Raw genomic sequence first — 23,854 nt, forward strand, 5'->3', positions numbered from 1 at the left:
TTGTTAAGTAACAAAAGATTTTGTTGATGGCAGTGCTTTAACAAAATAGGTAGTTGGAAAAAATTACTGTTCACTGTCAGGCTTTGGAAACAGGCAATGGTAGGATTTACGCTGGTGATTAACTGGTAATTTGGGTCAATAATCCGACTAAGATAAAGCGGCTGCTGGTTTGACTCCTAGTTGAGATAAGAAACGGTTAATGTCAAAATGTTCGGACATTAATTGGCTAATGCACTCTACTTTGAGAGGTTCGTGGACACGAACTTGTCCAAAAGTGCGGTCAACAATTTCCACTGTGGTTAAGGTATCGAGGTCAACAGATAAAATTGGTATTTCTAATTCTTCGGCGCGATTGAGAATAAAGGCGGGAGGGGGTAGTTGTCCGGTGAGGATCAGGCATTGGGTAGAAGTTTCTAAAGCGGCTTGTTGAATTTCCACGCGATCGCCTCCTGTGACTACTGCCTTGTTACGGCGTTTGCGGAAATATTTAACGGCGGCATTGACATTCATTGCTCCAATGGCCAAGGTTTCCACTAATAAATCTAGGCGATCGCTGCGACAGAGAACTTCAGCCTGTAATTGTTTTACCAGTTCTCCCACGCTGACGCTACGGAGCAAGTCGCTTTTTGGCAACATTGCTAATACAGGAATGCCTTGCTCTTCCAAAAATGGACGTAAGAGATTATGACCTGCTTCTAATTGTTCGGTGGGAACTTCATTAATGACGACACCAACTAGGCGATCGCCTATCAATTTCTTGGCAGATAACAACGCCTCTACCGTAAGCAGGGATTTATAACGATGTACCAATAGCACACCCCCATCTAAAACTTCAGCTACTTCCAGTAAGGACAAGCCAAATAAATTACCTTCTGGTAAATCACCTGGTCCTTCCAACAGCATCAAATCACCCCGTGGTATTTGTAAATAATGCTGTACCAGTGACTGCTGATAATCAGTTTTGTCTTCACCACGTAAACGTTTTTGGACACTGACCTCATTTAAAGCAAGTAAGGTGGGTGCAACACGATTTTCTGGCAGTTTCAAGCTGTGAGAAATAAACTGGACATCTTCTTCTACTAAGCTCCCATCGGCGGACTGCACACAATTACCTAAAGGTTTACCGTAGGCTATATCCAATCCTTTTTGCTTTAGCTGATGAGACAAACCCAAAACAGTTGCGGATTTACCACTGTAAGTCTCTACTGATCCAATCAGCAAATATTTAACAGATGTTGGCACGCCATGCACTCCTAATTTCAAACGTCTGTTGAACCCAGCTAGGTGTTTCCTAATTTTAGCTGAAGCAACAGAAATCGCTGATTTTGGGGATTGGGGATTGGGGACTGGGGAAGAAAATTTTAGATTTTAGATTTTAGATTTTAGCTTGGAGTTGACAAAAACAATCCAAAATCCAAAATCCAAAATCCAAAATACATAACTTCTGCCTCCTACCTCCTGTCTGCCGATTTACTCTTCTATTCGCAGTAGTTTGCGGTAAAAAGCTGTAGAAAAATCACTAACTTTTTGGCGCTTATAATTTTCCATAAGTTCAATCAAAAAATTAATAAACTCATAACTGGCCATCATTACTTCATAACTTAATTCAGCATTGCTATCAAACTGAATACGGCAACGGGTGAGGTCTGAGGGTAAGGTCCCAACGTTCCAGGTAGCGATGAAGGGAATATTGTCACTACCTTCTATTTTGCGATGTCCTTCAACAAAGCCTTTTTGATAAAGACTGATGGCATAAGGCAAGAAATTCCGTTTGCTTTGCTGGATGTAAGGCAGATAGAGAGTAGCTTGCTGTTGACTCACAGGTTGAAGTTGGTCGATAGACATCGTTGACAATTCCTCAACTTAGCTAGGTTTATGGGATATTGAGTTGTAATCAATATTATTCCCATAAGTATGTGATTTCACACACTTTAAGAAAAATATTTGCTGTAGCAAGAGGCAAGAGTCAGGAGTTGTCAGTCAAACCTCTTGTAGTCATATTTTTTTGATCTGTCGCTTTTTGAGGTTAAATCAGTCGGGATAAAGCGCATTGCTAAATACCTAATTGTGGGTTTTCTGCTGTAAAAACTGTAAACTTTAAACAAATAGTGGTTTTTTACTTAAATTAAACTATGCCAGCGAATTCCTGGCCGGAAAACGACGCTTACAACGAAAATTCTGACCCTCTTAACTCCCTGCTGTCTGACCTTTCAACAGAGGAGGAGTTAACGGAAGGGATCAAGACTGTTTATTCTTCATCGCGCTTTCAAGGACGTAGACCCAAAGCTGCCCTCATGTTAACTGTGGTTTGGGGTGGAACTATTGCTTTACATTTGGTTTCCTGGGGTTCTATTTTTATCCTTGGATTGACGGCAATTTTAAGCATTCATGCTTTCAGGATTATTTTTGCTAGACCCCGCCACCATCATAAGGAAATACAGGGAGATTTACCCCGTGTTTCGGTGTTGGTGGCTGCAAAAAATGAGGAAGCGGTCATAGGCAGATTAGTGAAAAATCTTTGTAGTTTAGAATATGCTAATGGTGAATATGAAGTCTGGATTATTGATGATCATAGTACGGACAAAACACCACAGTTATTAGCAGAACTACAGGAAGAATACAAGCAACTCAAGGTTTTCAGACGTTCTGCTGATGCTATTGGCGGTAAGTCTGGGGCTTTGAATCAGGTATTACCTATGACTAAGGGCGATATTATTGCGGTGTTTGATGCGGATGCCCAAGTTAACCCAGATTTATTGTTACAGGTTGTGCCTGTGTTCCAAAGGGAACAGGTGGGGGCGGTGCAGGTGCGAAAGGCGATCGCCAACGCTAAGGAAAATTTCTGGACTAAGGGACAAATGGCGGAAATGGCTGTTGATACTTGGTTTCAACAACAAAGAACCGCTATTGGTGGACTGGGTGAACTGCGGGGAAATGGTCAATTTGTCCGCCGTCAAGCTTTGGATAGCTGTGGTGGTTGGAATGAGGAAACTATCACCGATGATTTAGATTTGACTATCCGTTTGAATTTGGATCAGTGGGATATTGAATGTATGTTCTATCCCCCTGTACAGGAAGAAGGTGTAACTACTGCGATCGCCCTTTGGCATCAACGTAACAGATGGGCTGAAGGTGGTTATCAACGTTATTTAGATTACTGGGATCTAATCCTCAAAAACCGCATGGGAACGCGGAAAACTGTGGATTTACTGATTTTTCTGCTGATTATGTATATTTTACCGACAGCAGCAGTACCCGATTTATTAATGTCTGTAATTCGCCATCGTCCACCCATTTTAGCCCCTATTACTGGTTTATCAGTAACGATGTCTTTTGTGGGGATGTTTGCTGGGTTACAGCGCACACGCCAAGATCAAAAAACATCTAATTATTTGGTGTTACTTCTGCAAACCATTCGCGGCAGTATTTATATGTTGCATTGGTTGATGGTGATGAGTAGCACTACTGCCCGGATGTCGGTTCGTCCTAAAAGGCTGAAGTGGGTGAAAACTGTACATACTGGGGCTGTACATTAAGAAAAGCAAGATAGGTAGGGTGTGTTAGTAACGCATCCTACAATTTTTTTACTAATTTTTTTTAAACGAACCACATCATCTAAGGATTTCAATGTTTTCAAGGGATTCACTTTCTCTTTTAATCTTAATCATCAGAATCTTGTTGTAAAATACGACTATTCAATCGCTCATATTCATCCTCTAGTAGCCACATTTTAGCGGCTTCATAATTGTCACTGCTAAAGATAATTTTATAGTTTTGTGCAGGGTTATGAATACAGAATTTTCCTGATTGTTCTTGGACTAACATCAGAATATAAGGAGGAGATATTAGAGTATCTACCCAGATTTCTGCAAACTCCCATTCAGTTTCTTGTTTTGATGTTTGTTGCAGCATTTTCAAAGTTTTGAAGTTTAAGAAATTACCTTAACCGTTTGCCATTTGTTGCACATCGTTAATAAATCCCCTCACTATTAATTAATAGAAGGTTGATGTAAATTTAAACTTTTAATAAAGCGAAAATCTTTCACATTTAAGGTATATAAATCAACTGATACACTAATGCTGTTGCAGCAATTAAAGCATCAGGAATACTTAATTTATGACTAAGTGAATAATTTTCCATTAATGTAATAAACTGAGTAGATATCATGACATCAATGGGGATAATATGGAGTAATTTTAAATGGTTTTTAATTTTTCTCAACTCCACATTATTGATAGCACCATAATATAATTCAGCTTGAGTAATAGAACTAATGGCTAATTGATTGATACCCAGAAAACTTAGTTCAGAGATAACTTGAGAATTGTTTTTATAAAATTCTATGATGATATTGGTATCACATAAAATCATTTATTTTCTGTTCTCCATGCTTGTTGACGAATGGATTCAGTGGTAATGTCTCTATTTTCCCACATTCCAGCTAAGGCAAAAAAATCTTGTTGACTATCAACTATATTTGTGTTATCTTCTACGACTTCTACAGAGTTGACAAAATCTAAAGCCGAAATAATTTTTAATAGCATTTCTGCTTTTTCTTTATCAGCCACTTGAATGATTAATTGTTGCATATTCTTGTACTTGTTTAAATATGTTATTTATAAATTATACCACTATTTTTATTTTATGGATAAAAAGAAAATATCAAAAAATAAAAGAGGCGTTTTAGTCAACGTCTCTTTCACCAATATTTAGTTATTTATTCCTGTTCATTTGCGGCCTGTTGCTTTTGTTTTAAAATCCCAGTAAACAGTAATAATTTCTGGGTTGTTTAGTTCTCCTTTCCAGATAACTCGTAAACCACGCAATTTATCTATAAATTTGGCATAAATAGTATTTCGCAAATTTTTATCTAGTATGGTAACTCTAATATCGTTACCATGAAAATCTTTTTCACCATATAAAAGAGCAATTTTCATCATAGTTTCATTAATAGCTCTTTGTTGTTTACGTCTTTGTGTATGTTCAGGATCTTGAAAACGAACTTTCTGTTTTAAATTACCAACTTTATATTTATTTTCATCACTTTGAAAGATTTGGTTTAGTTGTTTTTGAGTATTCATAACCTTTTTCCTCCACTCTTGAATACAGCATAAGGAAATAAATTAGCTGCGTACAGGGAAGATAAGGAAAGATATTAAGTTCTTTATCTTCCCTTAACTCCACTTGTCACAGGGTATAGAACAGAATATAGTGATAACAGTTAATGATTAAGTCGAGTGTCTACCTATGAATAAACAACGTAAACGCGGTTATTCTATTACCTCCCAAGGTCAAGTTTTAATTGAACAAAAAAGACAGGAAAAAGGTTACACTCGTGAAAAATTAGCAGAAGTAGCAGGAATTAGTATTGATACTCTTAAATCTTTGCAACGTCGAGAAAATAAAGACCAAAAAACTATAGAAGCTGTTTCTGTTGCTTTAGGAATTAAACCTACAGATATTGTTGATCCTAATGAGTGGTATCAACAAAGTGAAAATAAAGTTAAAAATGAAAGTAATAAAGATGAAAGTAATATTGATTCAGTGAACATTTGCTATCAAATGCTAGAAAAACAACAAGAACAACAAAATAATAGACGCAAAGCATCATCTATGGGATATGAGGTAGATGTTCATGTACCCTTGGGTTTAGTGGAACGAAAACAGCAACAAAGAAGAAATGAAAATGTAGAAAAAGAAGATATTTATAAATTAGAATCAGAGGTAATTACTAAAACCTATCAACATGATGAATTTTTACAGGAAATAATTAATAAGGGTGATCAGCGGAAAAATAAACATATTGCTATTGTGGGAGAACCAGGAGCAGGTAAAACCACTTTATTAAATGCTATTGCTACATATATTAAAGAGAAAACTCAGAACTTACCCATTTTTATTTCTCTTGGTAGCTTACAAGAAAATACATTAACAGATTATGTGATCACAAAATGGCTACCTCATGCTGCAAGGTTAGTTAATGCTAATGCTGTTATTAATACGGAAGTAGAAGAACAATTTAAAAGCGAATTTTATCAAGGGAAGTTTTGGTTATTGTTAGATGGTGTGGATGAAATGGGAGAATCTTCACCTATACAAGCATTACATAAAATTGCTCAAGAGTTAAAAAACTGGTTAGGACAAGCAAAGGTTATTTTAACTTGTCGTTTAAATGTGTGGGATGCTACTACTAATAATAATATTTTACCTGGGTTTACTACTTTTAAAACTCAAGAATTTACACCTGAAGATGTAGAGAGATTTATTAGAGATTGGTTTGAAAAAGCCAATAAGATTAGTCATGGTGAAAAATTAATTGCACAATTGCGGGAAAAAGGGAAAGAAAGAATTAGAGAGTTAGTAACTAATCCTTTAAGATTAAGTTTATTATGTCAGATTTTTGATCAAGATGAAAATGGAGAGTTACCAGAAACTAAAGCTCAATTTTATCAGCTTTTCACTCGTTATTTTTATGAATGGAAACCGGAATTAGTTCCTGATTTAATCACATCTTATGAATTAAGAGAAAAGTTACATCAAGGGTTAGGTAATTTAGCTTTAGCGGGAATTAATAGTGATGTGAGATTTAGATTAAAAAGAAGTTTTGCTGTAAAAGCAATGGGTGATGAAAAGTTATTTAATTTAGCTTGTGAGGTTGGTTGGTTAAATCAGGTAGATAGGGATGCTGTGAGTGATGAAGATGTTTATGCTTTTTTTCATGCTAATTTTCAGGAATATTTTGCAGCTTTAGTTATTAATGATTGGAGTTATTTTTTCAATCATAATAATGCTAATCCTAATCCTTTTGTTCAGCATAATAACCAAGATTGTGTTTATCGTATTTTTGAAGATAAATGGAAAGAGGTAATTTTATTGTGGATAGGAAGACAAGATATATTACCTAACATCAAGGATGAATTTATGAATGAGTTATCAAAGTTTGAAGATGGTTGTGATTTTGAGTATGATTGCCCAAATATTTGGAAATATAATTTATTTGCTATTGCAAAGGAATGTTTAAGAGAATTTACTGATTGCAGTTTGAAAACTGTAATTTGTGATTGTGAAGATGAAGTTGTTACGGTGTTTGATAATATATGGGAATCTGACTTATATGATTGGATTATGCGTTACAACCTTGATTGTATGAGATCATCATCACAAAGAGAAGAAATTAGAAAATCTCTCATTAATAAATTGGGAATTTGGATGCACTACAGCGCAGAAGAAGATGATGATTTTGGTTTTCATACATTCAAGGTTATGTATGACGAATATGAGAAAAGTAAAGAAATTATAAAACAGCGAGAAATTGATTATCAAGAAGAAGTGAAATGGATAAATACAGCAAAAGTGACAGCAATAGTTAAGAAATTGAGTTTAAATAATGATCAATTTATCAGAGGAGCAATCATAAATAGATTGATTCAGATATTTTCTGAAGATAACACAGAAGTTGTTAATATTTACAGAGAAATTAATTCTAATTTGAATGATAATAATGATGATTTTTTAGAATCATTAATTTATATTCTTCATCAGAGTGAGTATTATGACGACTTAGAAATAGTTAAAATTTGTATGCAGATACTTAACAAGAGTAGGAATAAGACTACTATCATAGCTGCTTTAGACTATTTATATGATATAAGTCTTTATCAGACATCACCTGTTGGTGTGATAGAGGAAATAGTTCGGGTGTTAAACAAAAAGTATTTTCAATTCTTATTTAAGAATAATTGTAAGGATCGTTATTGGTATTGTTATGAAATTCTCTTGAATTGTTCATCAAAGATGATCTATCCCGAATTTTACCGCGCTTGGCACGGTAACTCACCCACAATTCAAAACCTAGAAAACCAACTTAAAAATACCCATTCCCTCCTCACCCAACTCCAACCCACAAACAAAACATATCCCCTACCCCTAAACCTCCAAACCCTGGAAAACGAAACAGACATCATAGAAATATCTCAAGAAATTTGCAACCAAATTTACCTCACAGCATTTACCGAACCAGAAGAAATTCCCACAGTAAACAACGCACCTCAACTAAAAAGCAAAATTCCCCAAATCAAAAAACATCTAAAAACCGAAAACCTAGCATTAATTATCAACAACTGCGAACCAAACGAAACTATCATCAACTTCCTTAATAAACTCACAGATGTATTACATATCGCCTTCATCACAGAACAACCATTAAACCCACCATTAAGAGGTTTTCCCCAGCAACAAAACCTACTCAATACTATTCAAAATTGGATTAATGAGATAGAATAAAAAGCTGAAAACCCCTATTCAACAACTCATCAAAAAACCAACACCATCAAATGCAAATTACCCAAAGTCTCCACACCGCCATCCTCGTCACCGACTTAGAAAAATCAGAACACTTTTATGGCACAATATTAGGACTAGCAAAAATTGACCGCACCCTTAAATATCCCGGTGCATGGTATCAACTCGGTAACTATCAAATACACTTAATAGTATCCCCATTCGTCCCCACAGAAAACCAAAACGAAAAATGGGGACGTAACCCCCACATTGCATTTTCAGTTGTTGACTTAGAAGCAGCAAAAACAGAATTACAAAGTCATAATTACCCATTTCAAGCAAGTGCTTCCGGTCGTCCTGCCCTCTTCACAAAAGACCCCGATGGAAATATTATTGAACTAAGTCAACAATAATATTATTAGGAGTCAGGAGTCAGGAGTCAGAAGTCAGGAGTCAGGAGTTAGAATATTTGGTGATATCAGCAATATATAGGAAGTACGAAAACACTCTCTTATATCCTCTTGCCTTCGTGTCCTTTGCGTCCTTCGTGGTTCGTTTTCCGTGCTTGAATTATCTGTAATTCTCAAAAGATATCTAATTCTACATTTCCCAACAGCACCCCATTAGGTACAATAAACATCTATTTGCAAACTTGTAGTCCAAAACAAACAGGGGAATTATGGCGCGTCTAGCATTGCTGAGTGTATCTAACAAAACTGGTATAATTGACCTAGCCCGCAGCTTGGTTGAGGAATTTGGCTTTGATATCATCAGCAGTGGGGGAACAGCCAAAACCCTGAAAGATGCGGGAATCCCTGTAACAAAGGTTTCAGATTATACAGGCTCACCAGAAATATTAGGCGGTCGGGTGAAAACACTCCATCCCCGCATACATGGCGGTATTTTAGCACGGCGTGATTTAGAACAAGATGTCAAAGATTTAGAAGATAACCAAATTCGTCCTATTGATCTCGTCGTCGTTAACCTTTATCCTTTTGAGGAAACCATTGCTAAACCTGGTGTCACCTTAGCAGACGCAGTAGAACAAATTGATATTGGCGGTCCGGCAATGTTACGCGCTTCATCAAAAAACTTTGCCCATCTCACAGTATTATGTGATCCGGCTCAATATGATGAGTATTTGCAGGAATTACGCCAAAATGGCTCTGCTTCTTTAGAATTTCGCCAAAAATGCGCTTTAAAAGGATTTTTGCACACCGCAAGTTATGATAACGCCATTGCAGCTTATCTAGCTGGTACGCAAAGCGAAGGTTTACCAGAAACTTACACCGTTTCCGGTACACAAATTCAACCTCTGCGTTATGGAGAAAACCCCCATCAACCCGCAGCTTGGTATCAAACCGGAACTAAACCCACAGGTTGGGCAGCAGCAACTAAACTGCAAGGTAAGGAACTCAGTTATAATAATTTGGTAGATTTAGAAGCTGCACGCCGCATTATTGCTGAGTTTACTGAAAGTCCGGCAGCGACAATTATTAAACATACTAACCCCTGTGGAACTGCGGAAGCAGAAAGTATTTTCGACGCTTATCAAAAAGCTTTTAATGCTGATTCTACCTCAGCTTTTGGTGGTATTGTGGCTTTAAACCGGGCTATTGATGCAGCCACAGCGACGGAATTAACGAAGACATTTTTAGAATGCGTGGTTGCACCGAGTTGTGATGAGGAAGCCAAGGAAATTTTAACTAAGAAAGGTAATGTCAGAGTCCTGATTTTACCAGATTTGTTGACTGGACCGAAAGAAACTGTAAGAGCGATCGCTGGCGGTTTCCTAGCGCAAACTGCGGATGATATCGTTGCAGATACCGCTAAATGGCAAGTTGTCACCAAACGTCAACCCACTCCTAGCGAGTTAGCTGAGTTGCTATTTGCTTGTAAAGTTTGTAAACACGTTAAATCTAATGCGATTGTCATCAGCAAGGATAGAACGACTTTAGGCGTAGGTGCGGGACAAATGAACCGGGTAGGTTCGGCAAAAATTGCCCTAGAACAAGCAGGAGAAAAAACCCAAGGTGCATTTTTAGCCAGTGATGGTTTCTTCCCCTTTGATGATACCGTGAGAACCGCAGCCGCAGCAGGAATTACTGCTATTGTGCAACCAGGGGGAAGTTTGCGGGATAAAGACTCTATCAAAGCTGCTGATGAACTGGGTTTATTGATGGTTGTAACTGGTGTGCGGCACTTTTTACACTAATTAGGAGTTCAAGGAGTCAGGAGTCAGGAGAGATGCGGAGATGGGGAAGAAAGGGAAGTTAATAACCCAGTCCCCAGTCCCCAGTCCCTAACATTAGTGCAGTTTTGAAAGTGTCACTCACAATACTTGTTTTTTAAATTAGCAGTGATAACTTAACCATTGTGTGTGAGGAGCAATGTTGAATATAAAAAACGCTTGGGGTGGAAACACGGTAACACTCCCAGGCGTTTTTTATTTGGCTGTATTTTCCCTGCAAACGATATATTTAATTTACTAATATAAAATTTCCAAGAAAACTCTTGCTATTCTATTGAACCAGTGATATATTCTAGTTGTGTGTGAGGAGCAAAGTTCAAAAAGCGTCTGGGGTGGAAACACGGTAACACTCCCGGACGTTTTTTGCATAGTTATGAAATATAAAAACCAATATTAATATCTATGCCAATTTATCCAAAATTTCTTTCCACTCAATTTCAGAAAGTGGTTGTATTTCAACCTGCATATTAAAACTATCACAAGCTGCATCAGTTAAAGTATTAATGATCGTTTCTTGATCTAAATTTTCAGGTAGTTTCACAGGTGTAAAAGTATCTTTCCCAAATACTTGTTGAAATAAATCCCCATTTGGGTGTAAAATTATAGAACCATGTTGTAAGATTGCCTTTCCCCGTCGCAGTTGGGCGCTACCAATTAATTTACTGCCATCTGCTAAAATTAAATCTGCACCTGTAGCAGTTGCAAAACAGTTAGGATTGTGAATATAACCACGGCCAGCTTGACCGTAGTTTAACTCTACACCGAGCGATCGCCATCCAGCAATCAAAAATTCACAAATCTTTGTATAAGCTTGTAACCGACTACCCAATATTCCCGAAGTGATGACTGCGTAAGTTAAATCACCTTGGTGTAAAACTGCTCTACCACCACTAGGACGACGTACCAAATCAAGTTTATCACCATTCCCAGTGAAATTAGTGGATAAATTTTCCCAAAATTCCGGGTATTTTTTTTGATGATAACCCAAAGAAATCGCAGGAGGCGACCAAGTATAAAACCGCAGAGTGGAAGGATGTTTTCCTGACTCATGCTGTTCTAGTAACCATCTGTCAACTGCCATTTGTATTTTACCAGCAGCCGCAAAACAAGGAATTAGTCGCCAAACCTGTTTTACCACAAAATCTAAAATCCAAAATCTAAAATCTAAAATCTAAAATCTAAAATTGCCTATGCCATACCATAATCTGCAATCAAAGGCTCATCATAATTATCGGCGATAGTGGCCACAATAGTAATGATCCGGGAAATTTCCCCTGGTGACAATTCTGCTACAGTGCGTGTGGAAATGACAACTACTTGGTTTTCAATTATGCCAAAACGAGCTTCCAAGGTAACAGTACAGTTCAACTCTAACAGATAACGCATTAATTTGGGTTCATCTTTAGCGGGTAATTTCAGCACCCCAGCCCAAACCGTGATAGTATCTTCATCACTAGAACCTGTGAGTTGTACGAATACTTCCACTGTTCCATATTTAAATTTCCACAGATAAGCGCCATTTGGTGTGTGACTCACCATTGCGCTTTTATCTTCTTCTAAAGTGCTAATGACGTTTTCAATTAATTCTACATAATTAATACTGGATGTTTCCGCAATGAGTTCATCAACTAATTCATCAGGAGTGAGAGTTTCTTGGTAGCTTGTCATACAGATTTTTTCCTCAATATAGTTACTGCTTTAATCTACAACTACTTTATCGTTTGTAGGCAAAATTGGCTTGTGTCACAAGTTTAGGGAACAGGGAACAGGGAACAGGAAAGAAGAAATAAAGGTTTGTCTAGTGAGTGAGAGCAAAAATCAAATATTATTTTTATATTATATCTTGGAATATACCTAAATATTAATATTTTATGCAACAAACAATACCTGAAACAAACGCATCTATTTCTCCATTGTTACCAAAAAGTGTCCGCCAATTAGGAATTAACCCTAATCATTGGTATGTAGTTGCACGGAGTAGCGATGTTACAAATAATTCTTTAGCTGTAACAATTTGGAAACAGGCGATCGCACTGTATAGAGATAGTACAGGAAAGGTTCACGCTTTAGAAGACCGTTGTCCTCACCGTCAAGTTAAACTTAGTCATGGGCAAGTAATAAACAACGAATTAGAATGTGCTTATCACGGTTGGCGGTTCAATAGTGACGGTGAATGTGCGGCAGTTCCCTATTTAGCAGATAATCAAAAATTACCAACTTGTAAAATTCGCCATTATCCAGTTAAAGAACAAGATGGTTTTATTTGGTTATTCCCTGGAGATCAAGAACCAAAAACAGAACCAATGGGTTTACCAGAATGGGAACATTTAAATTATATTGCCACAGTTTCCGTCATTCAAACTCAAGCCCATTATTCTTATTTAATTGAAAATTTGATGGATATGTATCACGGACATTTGCATCAAGATTTACAAGCTTGGGCGGAAGCATCACTGCAAAATATTGATGAAGATGACAATAAAGTTCATGCCCATTATACAGCCCAAAGTTATTATAAAATAGATAAAATTTGGTCTATATCTCAGTTGTTTTTTCCTGCTTTGCGTCGGTTGCATCCTGAACCATTAGACGTGAGTTATGTTTATCCTCATTGGGTGTCTACCTTGGGTAAAGATTTTAAAATTTACTGTTTATTATGTCCAGTAAACGAGACAGAAACCAAAGCTTATTTAATTCATTTTACCTCACTCAATGCTTTTTGGAGATTACACAAATTACCAGTATGGTTTCGGAAGTTTATTAAAGATAGCTTATTTGGTGCAGCGCAGAAATTACTTGACGGTTTGGTGGTACAAGATGTAAAAATGATAGAAGAAGAACAACAAGCTTTTTTACAAAATCCAGAAATCAGAAATTATGAATTAAATCGAGCTTTGGTAAGTGTGCAGAAATTGATGAAAACTCAAGTTGAAAAATCAAGTTGAAAAATTGGGATGATCCCAAGGACATGGACTTATACCCAATTTTTTTAATCTAAAATCTGACATCTAAAATCTAAAATTCCCGTACAGGAGTCAGGATTAAAATACAAAATCCCTGACTCAAGAAATCAGGGATGGGAAAACAGCTATTTTCTTTAGCATTTTCCTCACGCTAAAGCGGAAGCTTGAGGTTTAGCAAAAATCATTCTCCCTGCTGAGGTTTGTAAAGCACTGGTGACAACTACACGCAATTCAGCACCCACAAAACCGCTTCCCTCTTCAACAACTACCATTGTTCCATCATCAAGATAACCGATACCTTGAGTTGGTTCTTTACCTTCTTTGAGAATTTTCAAATCAATATTATCACCAGGTAAATAAGAAGGACGCACCGCATTTACTAAATCATTAACATTCAAAACTGGGACTTTTTGCACACTAGCAACTTTTGATAAATTGTAGTCATTAGTTAATAGTGTTCCGTTAATTTCTTGGGCAAATTTTACCAATTTTGCATCAACTGTATGAATCTCTTCATAGTCTACAGGATTAATCAAAATCCTTTCTGGGTAAGTTTCCCGGATGCGGTTGAGAATGTCTAAACCTCTTCTACCCCGCACTCGTTTTACATCTTTACTGGCATCAGCTACTTGTTGCAGTTCCTGTAAAATAAACCGGGGAACAATTATTACTCCTTCTAAAAATCCCGTTTCTAACAATGCTTCAATGCGGCCATCAATAATGCAGCTAGTATCTAAAACTTTAGTATTTGCAGGTTTGAGAGTTCCTTCCACTACTAAAGTTTCCACAGTGTTAGGATTAATTAAGCGTAATAAACCCCGTCCGTGGGTATCTGCTAAATTCATACCCGTTACGGAAAGTATGATACTGCCAACAACAGCTACTATAGGTTTAATAAAGCTGAAATCTGCGGGAATGGGTAATAAAAATAGCGGGGCTAACATTAAATTAGCCAGTAATAACCCAATTACTAAACCAATGGCACGAGTTAAAATGACTTCTAGAGGCATTTCCCTAACTTGTGCTTCTAAGCGGCGGTAGGTAGTCTGGAAACTTAAACCCACTGCACCACCGATGATAGCAGCAAAGACAGCAACAACTAAGCGTAAAGCGTCTAGGTTGGTTACTCCGTCAAGAGTTCCAGGGGGGAGGAGGTCGGTACTGAAATAACCGATTCCGGCAGATGCGATAATAAATGAGAGAATGATAGTGAAATCAAGCATGATAATGTTTCCTGCGACTGTGTTTACCCATTAGAGTAAGGTATTTTTTATTTCAACGGTGATTGCTGGGGAAATATGAACTTACACTATAGGTTTACCAGTTAATACAATTATGCAAACATTATACCCAAAGACTTTTCCTTGCATAATTATTATTATTTTTGTTATCAAAAGATGAATTGTTGTAAAGAAAGGAGTCAGGAGTCAGATAAAACTGATATTCAGACTAATTTTCAAGGATGTTTCATGGATACTGGTACTAAAATTAATTTCTAAATTCATCGCTAAAAATGCTCACAAATTCCTGCTTTTACTGATTACTGACTGCTGATAGCTGAATGCTTACTTAAAAACTAAAATCTAAAATCTTATGAGTTTTTCTGTTCCTACTGCTGCTTATGTACATATTCCTTTTTGTCGTCGGCGGTGTTTTTATTGTGATTTTCCGGTGTTTGTAGTGGGCGATCGCTCACGGGGTGAAACATCACATACAATTAGTCAATATGTTGAGGCAGTTTGTCAAGAAATAAACTCTGCACCCACTTTTAATCAACCTTTAAAAACCATTTTCTTTGGTGGTGGTACACCTTCGCTGTTATCTACAGAACAATTACAACAGATTTTAACAACATTAGAAAAGCGTTTTGGCATTGTACCAAGTGTAGAAATTTCAATGGAAATGGACCCCGGTACTTTTGATTTAGCACATATCACAGGATATAAAAATGCAGGTGTGAACCGGGTAAGTTTGGGTGTGCAAACGTTTGCAGCAGAATTGTTAAAAATTGCAGGGCGATCGCACTCAGTTGAAGATATTTTTGCAGCTATTGATTTAATTCACCAAGTCGAAATACCCGAATTTAGCATAGACTTAATTTCTGGTTTACCACATCAGTCTTTAGATCAATGGGAAAATTCCCTAACTAAAGCGGTAGAAATTTCGCCAACACATATATCTATTTATGATTTAACCATAGAACCGGGTACAGCTTTCGGACGTTATTACCAACCAGGAGATCAACCCCTACCGACAGATGAAACCACTGTCAAAATGTATCAATTAGGGCAAAAAATATTAACAGATGCAGGTTATGAACATTATGAAATTTCCAACTATGCCAAAAGCGGACATCAATGTCAACATAATTTAGTTTATTGGCAAAATCTGTCTTATTACGGTTTCGGAATGGGTGCAGCTAGTTATGTACAAGGTAAACGCTTTACCCGTCCTCGTAAAACCAAAGAATATTATCAATGGTTAGAAAATGGTACAATAATTGATTGCGAAATCACACCTGGGAAAGACGAATTGTTAGAAACTTTAATGCTGGGTTTGCGTTTAGCTGAAGGTTTGAATTTAAAGACGTTAACCCAAAAGTTTGGTACAGAAAAAGTAGCAGAAATCAAACAATGTTTGTATCCTTATTTGGGTAAAGGTTGGGTACAAATTATGGGGGAAAAATTGCGGTTAACTGATCCTGATGGGTTTTTATTTTCTAATGTGGTATTAGCAGATTTATTTGAAAAGATGGGAGAGTAATATCAATTTTGAGTAAGCATTCAGCTATCAGTAATCAGCTTAAACGTGGGAGTGGTGATAAGACTATCAAAATTTAGCGGTTAGAATAATCTAAATCAGAACACCCTTAGGGAAGTCAAAAGTCAAAAAGTTATTGATTTCGAGGATTTAAGGATTTACAGGATGGTTTTTGAAGATTGATCTAAGTTTTCAGAAATTGTATTTTGTCTGAATCAGGATAACCAGGATTAAAGGATGTACAGGATGAAAACAGAAAATCTCTCTAAAACCTCTTACCTTCGTGTCCTTTGCGTTCTTCGTGGTTCATTCTTCTGTGACTTGTGCGTAACCAACCATCATCAAACAACATCCTGAAAATACTCAAATCTTGGACATCCTGATTCAGACAAAAAAATGTTTATAATTGAGTCAGAGACTCTAAAATGGCATTCCCAGTCTGAGACTGGGAACGATAACGAGAAGAAGGTTTGAAAAATTATGATAGTTGTATTTAGTGGTGCTGGACTTTCCGCAGAAAGCGGTATTCCTACTTTCAGAGGTACTGTATGATGTATTAGATGGGTTTACTGTCCTTGAGGGTAAGGCTACAGAACATTTACCAGCTTTAGTAGCATCTTTAAAGGAAAAACTTACTTAATTTCCGGTAAGTATTCAGCCGTCAGTTATCAGCTTTCAACGCTAAAATACAAAGAACAATAACAAATGCACAGAGGGAGCATCTTAAATGTGTAAATATATTTTTATCCATGGAAATAATATGCACCCAAGTCTTGATATGATTGAACCGCAAAGGACGCAAAGTACACAAAGTTAAGAGAGTTGAGGGAGAGTTTTTGGTGTGGCTGTGTTTATTTTTTTCAAAATTGGGATGCTCCCTACACAAAGTGTAAATTTCCTCAATTAATGCTGATAAATTTTTGTTTTTGCTGTTATAAGCTGATTACTGATTACTGATAGCTGAATGCTTACGATTTCCGAAAATCTATCTCAAAATAGCTACTAAAGGCATTTGTATTTTCAGAAATTAATAGATATTTTAGTCGAATGCTAACTTCCTACCTGAGAAATATCTATGTTCATAGATGCCATTAATTTTTTATTGCCGACTGTGGTTTCTGCGCCTATTAAAGAACCTGTACCTGTATTTTTGACAATTTTAGGGATAATGCTAATTGCACCCCTATTATTTGAAAAAATCCGCCTTCCAGGTATCGTAGGTTTAATTTTGGCTGGGGTGATAGTTGGTCCTCATGGTTTCGGACTTTTAGCCAGAGATAGCACTATTGTCCTCTTGGGTACTGTTGGTTTGTTGTTTTTGATGTTTATGGCAGGTTTGGAAACGAGCCTCGATGACATGAAATATAACGCGGATAAGGCGTTAATTTTTGGGTTGTTGACATTTGCTATTCCGATGATCTTGGGTACGGTGGCAATGTTAGCGATAGGTTATGGTTTTTTACCTGCTATTTTGGTGGCTTCTTGTTTTGCTTCCCATACATTATTGGCTTTACCGATAGCGAGTAAATTGGGAATTATGCGATCGCAAGTTTTAACTACTACTCTTGGCGGTACTTTAATTACTAATATTTTAGCACTGTTAGTATTAGCGGTAGTTGTCAGGGCGCATCAAGGTAATTTAACCTTACAGTTTTGGTTATTTTTAATTCCTTCTCTGATTATTTACACTTTCCTGACTCTTTGGGGTGTTCCCCGTTTAGGAAAGTGGTTTTTTAGAAGATTTGGACATGATGAAGGGGCAGAGTTTACTTTTGTTCTCGCTACGTTGTTTGTAGTTTCTTACGGTGCTGATATCGTCCAAATAGAACCGATTATTGGCGCTTTTTTAGCGGGAGTTGCTATTACCCAATTAATCCCCCAACTTAGTCCGTTAATGAATCGGATTCAATTTATTGGTAATACTTTATTTGTACCATTTTTCCTCATTTCTGTGGGAATGTTGGTAAATCCCAAAATTCTGATTCAAGAACCAAAATCTTTAATAGTATCTGGTGTAATGGTGACGGTTGCCATTATTGCTAAATATCTTCCTGCTTGGGGTGCAGGTAAATTATTTGCTTTTAACCATGATAAAATTATGGTGATATTTGGGTTGTCAGTAGCTCAAGCTGCTTCTACCTTAGCTGCAATTACTGTTGCTTATAATATCAAATTGGTAGATCAATTAACCGTAAATGGTACAATAGCTATGATTTTAGTTACCTGTATTGCTTCTCCTTGGGTGACAGCAAAATGGGGAAAAAAAATCAAACCAGAAGATGCTACTACTCAAAAACCTCAAGGTGGAAAATTAGGCGATCGCGTTTTAGTTCCTGTAGCTAACCCCAATACTGAAGATAACCTGTTAAAGTTAGCAATGATCTTAGCTAAGTCTGCTGCTGGAACTTTATTACCTTTACACATTTTAATAGAAGAAGGTGAAGCAATTTCACCCGCAGATAAAGCTAGACAAAATCAATTACTTTCCACCGCAGAAATGATCGCCCATGCCGCAGTTACTAAAGTTTTACCTATTGGCAGAATTGATGAATCAATTGATAAAGGAATTGCTAGAGTAGCAGAAGAAAAACAAGCTAGTGTGATAGTCTGTGGTTGGAAAGGTTATTCCACTTACCAAGAAAATTTATTTGGTGGTGTGATTGATAAAATTGTGCAACGCAGTTCTGTACCAGTTTTAGTCAGTCGTTTTCCTTTACCAATTGAACATACATCACGAGTATTTTTAGCTTTTACTACCCAACAAGCACAAGCTATTTCTTTTCCCCAAAATATTAAACTAGCTAAAACTTTAGCCACCGAATTAAAAGCATCTTTACAACTTTTGCAAGTCGTCAGTAGCAAAGGAGTAGATATTGATTTAACAGATGGGATCATACCAGCAGATATCCCTGTACAAAAATTGCAAGGTAATTTTGTCAGAGAAGTATCACGGTTACTCAAACCTAATGACTTATTATTGTTAAATGGAACTGTAGCACAAAAAAGCCAGATATTTTCCCTACTTGGTCATATTCCCGAGGCGATCGCTCATCATCATCCCAAAGTTGCAATGATGATTCTTTATTTTCCCCAGTAGTGGGTGATTGGTGATTGGGGACTGGGGACAGTTTTACTATTACCTATTACCTATTACCTATTACCTATTAATTTAAATCAAATATCCCATTTATTCAGATGAAAACTGAAAAATTTATTTGCGTTTATCTACGTTCATCTGCGTTTTCTATTCTATATTATAAATTCCAATAAAAAATCTGATCCAGTGGAAATTTCAGTTTTTGGGTATATAAAACCCTTGGATTATTTTCAAGACTATCATAACACAACCCTGTCAGAAGTCAAGACCCTTGAAATTACGTTGAGTCATTCGCAACCATTCTCAATAATTTGAGGGTAAAAACGAGTGTTGAAACTTTTTTGGGATTTTTGGGTCAAAATCATGTTAAAAATTGTTAAGCAAAAAACGCAGATGGTAAAAAATATTTGCGATCGCTCATAATCAACCCAATGTTGCTATGATGATTCTTTATTTTCCACAATGTTAGGTGACAGGTGACAGGTGACAGGTGACAGTTTTGCTATTACCAATCACCAATTACCCATTACCCATTACCAATTTATGCTTTATCCCGTTGTTTGGCAGAATAACTCAGTTTTACTCATTGATCAAACCCGTTTACCAAATGAGTATGCAGTGGTAGAAATTAATCGTAGCGAAGACATGGCCGAGGCCATTATAACTATGATAGTTAGAGGTGCGCCGGCTATTGGTGTTGCAGCTGCTTACGGGATGTATTTGGGTGCAAGGGAAATTGAAACCAGCGATCGCACGGAATTTTTAAACCGTTTAGAACAAGTCGCCCAGTTATTGCGTTCTACCCGTCCCACTGCGGTAAACTTATTTTGGGCAATTGGGAGAATGATGAAAACTGCTTATGAAACTTTGGGAACTATCCCAGAAATTAAACAAAATCTCCTAGAAACTGCCCAAACTATCAACGCTGAAGATATCCAAACCTGTGAAAAAATAGGTGATCACGGTTTAAATGTTTTACCCAAAACACCCGAAAAATTAATCATATTAACTCACTGTAATGCTGGTGCTTTAGCAACCGCTGGTTATGGTACTGCTTTAGGTGTAGTGCGTTCTGCTTGGAGAGAAGGAAGACTCACACGAGTATTTGCAGATGAAACCCGTCCTCGTTTACAAGGTGCAAAACTCACCGCTTGGGAATGTGTACAAGAAGGAATTCCCGTTACTGTAATTACTGATAATATGGCCGCTCATTGTATGCAACAAGGTTTAATTGATGCGGTGGTTGTCGGTGCTGATAGAATAGCTGCCAATGGAGATACTGCTAATAAAATCGGTACTTACAGTTTAGCCATTGTTGCTAAAGCTCATAATATTCCGTTCTTTGTCGCTGCACCGATTTCTACTATAGATTTTACCTTAGCTAATGGTAGTCAAATTCCTATTGAAGAACGTCATCCTTCAGAAGTTTATCAAGTTGGTGATACTGTTTTGACACCTTCAGGAGTAGAATTTTATAATCCTGCTTTTGATGTTACTCCCGCAAAGTTAATTACAGCCATTATTACAGAAAATGGTGCTTTTGCTCCAGGGGATTTGGTAAAGTGCCATAATCATTCTTAATTATTAACTCACCCATAAATGTGGGTGATTTTTAACTGATTTTTAACTTTGAATATAACCAGATTTACTTGTATACTCAGACAAGCATTTTTCTATCCAAGAATTTAAACTTTTACCTTCTTGTTTAGCTCGATTTGCAATTCTTTGGTGTAATTGGGGATTAATTCTCACCATTAATTTACCTGAAAATGGTTGCTCAGGTTCTTCACCACGTTCTTTGCAAAATTCTAAATAATCATCCACAGAATCGTGAAAAGCTTGTTTCAACTCTTCCACGCTGCTACCTTGAAATGTAATCACATCTCTAATATTAATAACTTCACCATGAAAAATATCAGCTTTTTCGTCAAATTCAACTATTGCTTCATAACCTTTATATTTCATCGCTAACTCCTGCTTCTAATAAAAAGCGACGCATAGATTTTACAGCACCTTTATCTGTTTCTTTTTGAGGATGAGGTCTGTGAAAAACAGCTTTTACATCATTGAGAGCAATTCTCACCCGTGAACCACAGAACCTTCTGTTATTTCTGCTCCCAGTGCTACCAGCATTCCTTCAATATCATTCCACGGAATGTTTGCTCTCACTGGATTTTCAAATATAGCGTCAAGGGTTTTTTTGTGTTTAGTATTCAGTTCCATTATATAATATCATAAGTTGATAGTATTATCTACTAAACTTTGACATAAACAACATATTATGTCAAAAAAATTAATTGAGTTTTGACAAAACCTCATAAATTACCACCCATGAAAAAATTAATCCCCATAATCACTTTAATTCTATCTTGCATTTCTTTGGTTAGTTGTAGTAATACACCAACCGACACAACAAATACAAACAACCCAACCACAGCAACATCAACTAATAATACTGTAGAATCTCAACCAGAAAATTCACCCACATCTGAAACAGAAAAGGAAGATCAAACCGAAACCGAAACCGAAACAGATAAACCAGAGAAAATAAAATCTACCCCGCAAACAGTCAGCAAAACCAATATCAAAAATAAATCACCGCAAGTTGGTAAAGTCAAACAATTAGTCAATGGTGATTTAATGTGTTATGTCACCTTAGTAAATGAAAAAGGTGGAGAAAATCAATTTGGGGCAAGTTTTGATATTTGTGCAGAAGAAGGAAAATTTTTAAATAAAAAAGTCCGTGCGAGTTTCACAGTAGAATCAGTGAATGATTGTGAAAGTGCAGAACCTTGCGGAAAAACTCGTCAAGAATCTATAATTACTAAAATGGAGGTTTTAGAAGATAAAACAACAACAAAGACAGAAACAAAACCTCAAGCAAATAAAACCCAAACCATCAGTAACGGAGAGTGGACAATTACTATTGGTAATGGTGATTCTTGGACAGGAGTTAATAATACAGGAAACTTGACATATAAAGGATGTGATACAAAAAGTAACTGTATTGAATTAACAGGTGGTAAAGTTTCTTGTCGTGATGGAAAATGTGTTACCGGTTGGAGAAATGGAGATTATGTTTACATCATAGAACAACCGATTACAGAAAATGGAAATGCGGATTCAACTTTAATAGTGAGAAAAGGTGATCAAGAAATTCTCAAAGCGACAGGATTAAAATAAATAGTAGGTTAGGTTGACAAAAGGAAACCCAACATTACTCATTCTCTTACTTTGCGTACTTTGCGTACTTTGCGGTTCATTAATCGAAAATTTTGGAAACTACACCGAGAAAACATGAATAAATAAAATGATCTAACTTCTTGTTGGGTTGCGCTGTCGCTTAACCCAACCTACATTAAACGGGAAAAATTCTTTCTCCACTACCCGGATCAAAAACAAATAAATGATTTAAATCGAAATGCAAATGCAACTTTTCACCGGGATGTAAACGCAAACCCCCACCCACCTGAACATTCGTAAACCCAGAAGAACCAGGTAAACTCACACGAATTAAAATTTCCCTTCCCAAAGGTTCAACAACTTTAACTTCTACTGCAAGGGTTGAATTTTCTGGTTGAATTTCTGATTTACTAATACTAATATGTTCAGGACGAATACCCAAATTACAAATTTGTTCAGGATGCAAATTAAAAGCTGCTTTGATGTTTTCAGGAATAGCTAATAATTGCCCACAAATATCAAAATGATCACCTTTATAAATAGCCGCTAAAATATTCATGGGAGGATTACCCAAAAAAGTTGCTACCATTTCATTAGCAGGTAAAGCATAAATACTTTGAGGATCACCAATTTGTTGAATACGTCCCCGATTTAAAACTACAATTTTATCAGCCAAAGTCATAGCTTCAACTTGGTCATGGGTGACATAAATTGTAGTAATTCCCAATTGTTGATGTAGTTGTTTTAATTCTGCTCTAGTATCATCTCGTAATTGAGCATCTAAATTAGATAAAGGTTCATCAAGTAAAAATAATTGAGGTTGACGGGCGATCGCTCTTCCTAATGCTACCCGTTGTTGTTGTCCTCCAGAAAGTTGTTTAGGTTTTCTGTCTAACAAATGTTCCAAAGACAGCGATCGCGCAACCGTCAAAACCCGTTCTTGAATAGTTTTCTTATCCACCTTTCGCATTTCCAAACCAAAAGCGATATTTTGGGCGACGGTTTTATGGGGATAAAGGGCATAATTTTGAAATACCATTGCTACATCACGCGCTCTGGCTGGGATATCATTAACCAAGCGATCGCCTATAAACAAATTTCCAGAAGTAGCAGTTTCCAAACCTGCGATAGTTCGTAAAATTGTAGACTTACCGCACCCCGAAGGACCAACTAAAACCCAAAACTCACCATCAGGAATTTCAAAGGTGATATCCTCAATCGCGGTGACATTGTTAAATTTACGTTTAATTTTATCTAAAACAACTTTAGCCATTTCTAATAATTGATAATTGATAATTGATAATTGGGCATTAGGCATT

The 23,854-nt window shown here is 36.7% G+C and carries 23 protein-coding genes; 10 read left to right on the plus strand and 13 right to left on the minus strand.

The genetic code is table 11. The features are described 5' to 3' along the window. Positions 1-147 precede the first annotated feature (147 nt). Together IQ237_RS05140 and ebsA are read right to left on the minus strand one after the other, a co-directional pair. On the minus strand, positions 148-1,242 hold the full coding sequence (locus tag IQ237_RS05140) for a phosphotransacetylase family protein (protein ID WP_194053023.1): 1,095 nt from the start codon (positions 1,240-1,242) through the stop codon (positions 148-150). Between the two features lie 228 nt (positions 1,243-1,470). Continuing rightward, the gene (ebsA, locus tag IQ237_RS05145; protein WP_194053025.1) at positions 1,471-1,845 is read right to left on the minus strand and encodes a type IV pilus biogenesis protein EbsA; all 375 of its coding nucleotides are present in this window, start codon (positions 1,843-1,845) and stop codon (positions 1,471-1,473) included. Positions 1,846-2,132: 287 nt separating this feature from the next. Between ebsA and IQ237_RS05150 the strand changes: the two genes are divergently transcribed. Continuing rightward, a complete protein-coding gene (locus IQ237_RS05150) occupies positions 2,133-3,536 on the plus strand; it encodes a glycosyltransferase family 2 protein (RefSeq protein WP_194053026.1) in 1,404 nt (467 codons plus the stop codon). Positions 3,537-3,660: 124 nt separating this feature from the next. Here IQ237_RS05150 and IQ237_RS05155 read toward each other — a convergent pair whose 3' ends face one another. The 4 genes from IQ237_RS05155 to IQ237_RS05170 form a co-directional block, all read right to left on the minus strand. Next, positions 3,661-3,912, minus strand: a complete 252-nt coding sequence (locus tag IQ237_RS05155) for a hypothetical protein (RefSeq protein WP_194053028.1) — start codon at positions 3,910-3,912, stop codon at positions 3,661-3,663. Positions 3,913-4,048: 136 nt separating this feature from the next. Continuing rightward, on the minus strand, positions 4,049-4,372 hold the full coding sequence (locus IQ237_RS05160) for a type II toxin-antitoxin system VapC family toxin (RefSeq protein ID WP_228019702.1): 324 nt from the start codon (positions 4,370-4,372) through the stop codon (positions 4,049-4,051). After that, positions 4,369-4,590 (minus strand): hypothetical protein, encoded by a 222-nt coding sequence (locus IQ237_RS05165; protein WP_194053031.1) that lies wholly within the window; start codon positions 4,588-4,590, stop codon positions 4,369-4,371. Before IQ237_RS05165 ends, IQ237_RS05160 begins: the two co-directional genes overlap by 4 nt. Before the next feature lie 138 nt (positions 4,591-4,728). Continuing rightward, on the minus strand, positions 4,729-5,082 hold the full coding sequence (locus IQ237_RS05170) for a DUF4258 domain-containing protein (RefSeq protein WP_194053033.1): 354 nt from the start codon (positions 5,080-5,082) through the stop codon (positions 4,729-4,731). Positions 5,083-5,248: 166 nt separating this feature from the next. On the opposite strand from IQ237_RS05170, the gene IQ237_RS05175 reads away from it, so the two are divergent. From IQ237_RS05175 to purH, 3 genes are all read left to right on the plus strand, one after another. Further along, complete coding sequence (locus IQ237_RS05175) at positions 5,249-8,284, plus strand: NACHT domain-containing protein (protein ID WP_194053034.1); 3,036 nt, start codon at positions 5,249-5,251, stop codon at positions 8,282-8,284. Positions 8,285-8,334: 50 nt separating this feature from the next. Beyond that, positions 8,335-8,694 carry a VOC family protein gene (locus IQ237_RS05180; RefSeq protein ID WP_194053036.1) on the plus strand — a complete coding sequence of 120 codons (360 nt, stop codon included), beginning with the start codon at positions 8,335-8,337 and terminating at the stop codon, positions 8,692-8,694. Positions 8,695-8,960: 266 nt separating this feature from the next. After that, positions 8,961-10,496: a bifunctional phosphoribosylaminoimidazolecarboxamide formyltransferase/IMP cyclohydrolase gene (purH, locus tag IQ237_RS05185; RefSeq protein WP_194053038.1), complete on the plus strand. Its 1,536-nt coding sequence runs from the start codon at positions 8,961-8,963 to the stop codon at positions 10,494-10,496. A 436-nt stretch (positions 10,497-10,932) separates the two neighbouring features. On the opposite strand, the gene IQ237_RS05190 is transcribed toward purH, so the two are convergent. Further along, positions 10,933-11,613, minus strand: coding sequence for a biotin/lipoate A/B protein ligase family protein (locus tag IQ237_RS05190; protein ID WP_194053096.1), 681 nt, complete (start codon positions 11,611-11,613; stop codon positions 10,933-10,935). Between the two features lie 107 nt (positions 11,614-11,720). Beyond that, complete coding sequence (locus tag IQ237_RS05195; RefSeq protein ID WP_194053040.1) at positions 11,721-12,200, minus strand: YbjN domain-containing protein; 480 nt, start codon at positions 12,198-12,200, stop codon at positions 11,721-11,723. Positions 12,201-12,403: 203 nt separating this feature from the next. Between IQ237_RS05195 and IQ237_RS05200 the strand changes: the two genes are divergently transcribed. Next, the gene (locus IQ237_RS05200) at positions 12,404-13,477 is read left to right on the plus strand and encodes an aromatic ring-hydroxylating dioxygenase subunit alpha (protein ID WP_194053042.1); all 1,074 of its coding nucleotides are present in this window, start codon (positions 12,404-12,406) and stop codon (positions 13,475-13,477) included. A 164-nt stretch (positions 13,478-13,641) separates the two neighbouring features. Here IQ237_RS05200 and IQ237_RS05205 read toward each other — a convergent pair whose 3' ends face one another. Then, positions 13,642-14,718, minus strand: coding sequence for a PIN/TRAM domain-containing protein (locus IQ237_RS05205; RefSeq protein ID WP_194053044.1), 1,077 nt, complete (start codon positions 14,716-14,718; stop codon positions 13,642-13,644). Between the two features lie 370 nt (positions 14,719-15,088). Between IQ237_RS05205 and hemW the strand changes: the two genes are divergently transcribed. The 4 genes from hemW to mtnA all read left to right on the plus strand — a co-directional run bounded on the left by hemW (position 15,089) and on the right by mtnA (position 20,933). Further along, on the plus strand, positions 15,089-16,258 hold the full coding sequence (gene hemW, locus IQ237_RS05210; protein WP_194053046.1) for a radical SAM family heme chaperone HemW: 1,170 nt from the start codon (positions 15,089-15,091) through the stop codon (positions 16,256-16,258). 496 nt (positions 16,259-16,754) lie between these two features. After that, positions 16,755-16,895, plus strand: a complete 141-nt coding sequence (locus IQ237_RS26125; protein ID WP_228019704.1) for a hypothetical protein — start codon at positions 16,755-16,757, stop codon at positions 16,893-16,895. 435 nt (positions 16,896-17,330) lie between these two features. Beyond that, the gene (locus tag IQ237_RS05215) at positions 17,331-19,352 is read left to right on the plus strand and encodes a cation:proton antiporter (protein WP_194053048.1); all 2,022 of its coding nucleotides are present in this window, start codon (positions 17,331-17,333) and stop codon (positions 19,350-19,352) included. Positions 19,353-19,895: 543 nt separating this feature from the next. Further along, positions 19,896-20,933 (plus strand): S-methyl-5-thioribose-1-phosphate isomerase, encoded by a 1,038-nt coding sequence (gene mtnA / locus IQ237_RS05220; protein WP_194053099.1) that lies wholly within the window; start codon positions 19,896-19,898, stop codon positions 20,931-20,933. Between the two features lie 42 nt (positions 20,934-20,975). Here mtnA and IQ237_RS05225 read toward each other — a convergent pair whose 3' ends face one another. The 3 genes from IQ237_RS05225 to IQ237_RS26860 are packed head-to-tail and all read right to left on the minus strand — an operon-like array spanning position 20,976 to position 21,575. Next, complete coding sequence (locus tag IQ237_RS05225) at positions 20,976-21,317, minus strand: type II toxin-antitoxin system HicB family antitoxin (RefSeq protein WP_194053050.1); 342 nt, start codon at positions 21,315-21,317, stop codon at positions 20,976-20,978. After that, a complete protein-coding gene (locus IQ237_RS26855) occupies positions 21,307-21,435 on the minus strand; it encodes a type II toxin-antitoxin system HicA family toxin (RefSeq protein WP_309225663.1) in 129 nt (42 codons plus the stop codon). The genes IQ237_RS05225 and IQ237_RS26855 overlap by 11 nt, the downstream gene beginning before the upstream one ends. Beyond that, positions 21,432-21,575 (minus strand): hypothetical protein, encoded by a 144-nt coding sequence (locus tag IQ237_RS26860; protein WP_309225664.1) that lies wholly within the window; start codon positions 21,573-21,575, stop codon positions 21,432-21,434. The genes IQ237_RS26855 and IQ237_RS26860 overlap by 4 nt, the downstream gene beginning before the upstream one ends. 108 nt (positions 21,576-21,683) lie before the next feature. Here IQ237_RS26860 and IQ237_RS05235 point away from each other — a divergent pair, with 108 nt between their 5' ends. After that, on the plus strand, positions 21,684-22,535 hold the full coding sequence (locus IQ237_RS05235) for a hypothetical protein (RefSeq protein ID WP_194053052.1): 852 nt from the start codon (positions 21,684-21,686) through the stop codon (positions 22,533-22,535). A 175-nt stretch (positions 22,536-22,710) separates the two neighbouring features. Here IQ237_RS05235 and IQ237_RS05240 read toward each other — a convergent pair whose 3' ends face one another. Continuing rightward, positions 22,711-23,808: an ABC transporter ATP-binding protein gene (locus IQ237_RS05240; RefSeq protein ID WP_194053100.1), complete on the minus strand. Its 1,098-nt coding sequence runs from the start codon at positions 23,806-23,808 to the stop codon at positions 22,711-22,713. Positions 23,809-23,854 lie beyond the last annotated feature (46 nt).

Source organism: Sphaerospermopsis sp. LEGE 08334 (genome assembly GCF_015207205.1).
Taxonomy (GTDB): domain Bacteria; phylum Cyanobacteriota; class Cyanobacteriia; order Cyanobacteriales; family Nostocaceae; genus Sphaerospermopsis.

Bases quoted from the DNA above. Each gene is read 5' to 3' on its own strand.
- IQ237_RS05155 (WP_194053028.1), bottom strand. From the start codon at position 3,912: ATGCTGCAACAAACATCAAAACAAGAAACTGAATGGGAGTTTGCAGAA.
- IQ237_RS05200 (WP_194053042.1), top strand. From the start codon at position 12,404: ATGCAACAAACAATACCTGAAACAAACGCATCTATTTCTCCATTGTTA.
- IQ237_RS05160 (WP_228019702.1), bottom strand. From the start codon at position 4,372: ATGATTTTATGTGATACCAATATCATCATAGAATTTTATAAAAACAAT.
- IQ237_RS05170 (WP_194053033.1), bottom strand. From the start codon at position 5,082: ATGAATACTCAAAAACAACTAAACCAAATCTTTCAAAGTGATGAAAAT.
- IQ237_RS05225 (WP_194053050.1), bottom strand. From the start codon at position 21,317: ATGAAATATAAAGGTTATGAAGCAATAGTTGAATTTGACGAAAAAGCT.
- IQ237_RS26860 (WP_309225664.1), bottom strand. From the start codon at position 21,575: ATGGAACTGAATACTAAACACAAAAAAACCCTTGACGCTATATTTGAA.
- IQ237_RS05240 (WP_194053100.1), bottom strand. From the start codon at position 23,808: ATGGCTAAAGTTGTTTTAGATAAAATTAAACGTAAATTTAACAATGTC.
- ebsA (WP_194053025.1), bottom strand. From the start codon at position 1,845: ATGTCTATCGACCAACTTCAACCTGTGAGTCAACAGCAAGCTACTCTC.
- IQ237_RS05165 (WP_194053031.1), bottom strand. From the start codon at position 4,590: ATGCAACAATTAATCATTCAAGTGGCTGATAAAGAAAAAGCAGAAATG.
- IQ237_RS05190 (WP_194053096.1), bottom strand. From the start codon at position 11,613: ATGGCAGTTGACAGATGGTTACTAGAACAGCATGAGTCAGGAAAACAT.
- IQ237_RS05195 (WP_194053040.1), bottom strand. From the start codon at position 12,200: ATGACAAGCTACCAAGAAACTCTCACTCCTGATGAATTAGTTGATGAA.
- IQ237_RS05175 (WP_194053034.1), top strand. From the start codon at position 5,249: ATGAATAAACAACGTAAACGCGGTTATTCTATTACCTCCCAAGGTCAA.
- hemW (WP_194053046.1), top strand. From the start codon at position 15,089: ATGAGTTTTTCTGTTCCTACTGCTGCTTATGTACATATTCCTTTTTGT.
- purH (WP_194053038.1), top strand. From the start codon at position 8,961: ATGGCGCGTCTAGCATTGCTGAGTGTATCTAACAAAACTGGTATAATT.
- IQ237_RS05180 (WP_194053036.1), top strand. From the start codon at position 8,335: ATGCAAATTACCCAAAGTCTCCACACCGCCATCCTCGTCACCGACTTA.
- IQ237_RS05150 (WP_194053026.1), top strand. From the start codon at position 2,133: ATGCCAGCGAATTCCTGGCCGGAAAACGACGCTTACAACGAAAATTCT.
- IQ237_RS05205 (WP_194053044.1), bottom strand. From the start codon at position 14,718: ATGCTTGATTTCACTATCATTCTCTCATTTATTATCGCATCTGCCGGA.
- mtnA (WP_194053099.1), top strand. From the start codon at position 19,896: ATGCTTTATCCCGTTGTTTGGCAGAATAACTCAGTTTTACTCATTGAT.
- IQ237_RS05235 (WP_194053052.1), top strand. From the start codon at position 21,684: ATGAAAAAATTAATCCCCATAATCACTTTAATTCTATCTTGCATTTCT.
- IQ237_RS05215 (WP_194053048.1), top strand. From the start codon at position 17,331: ATGTTCATAGATGCCATTAATTTTTTATTGCCGACTGTGGTTTCTGCG.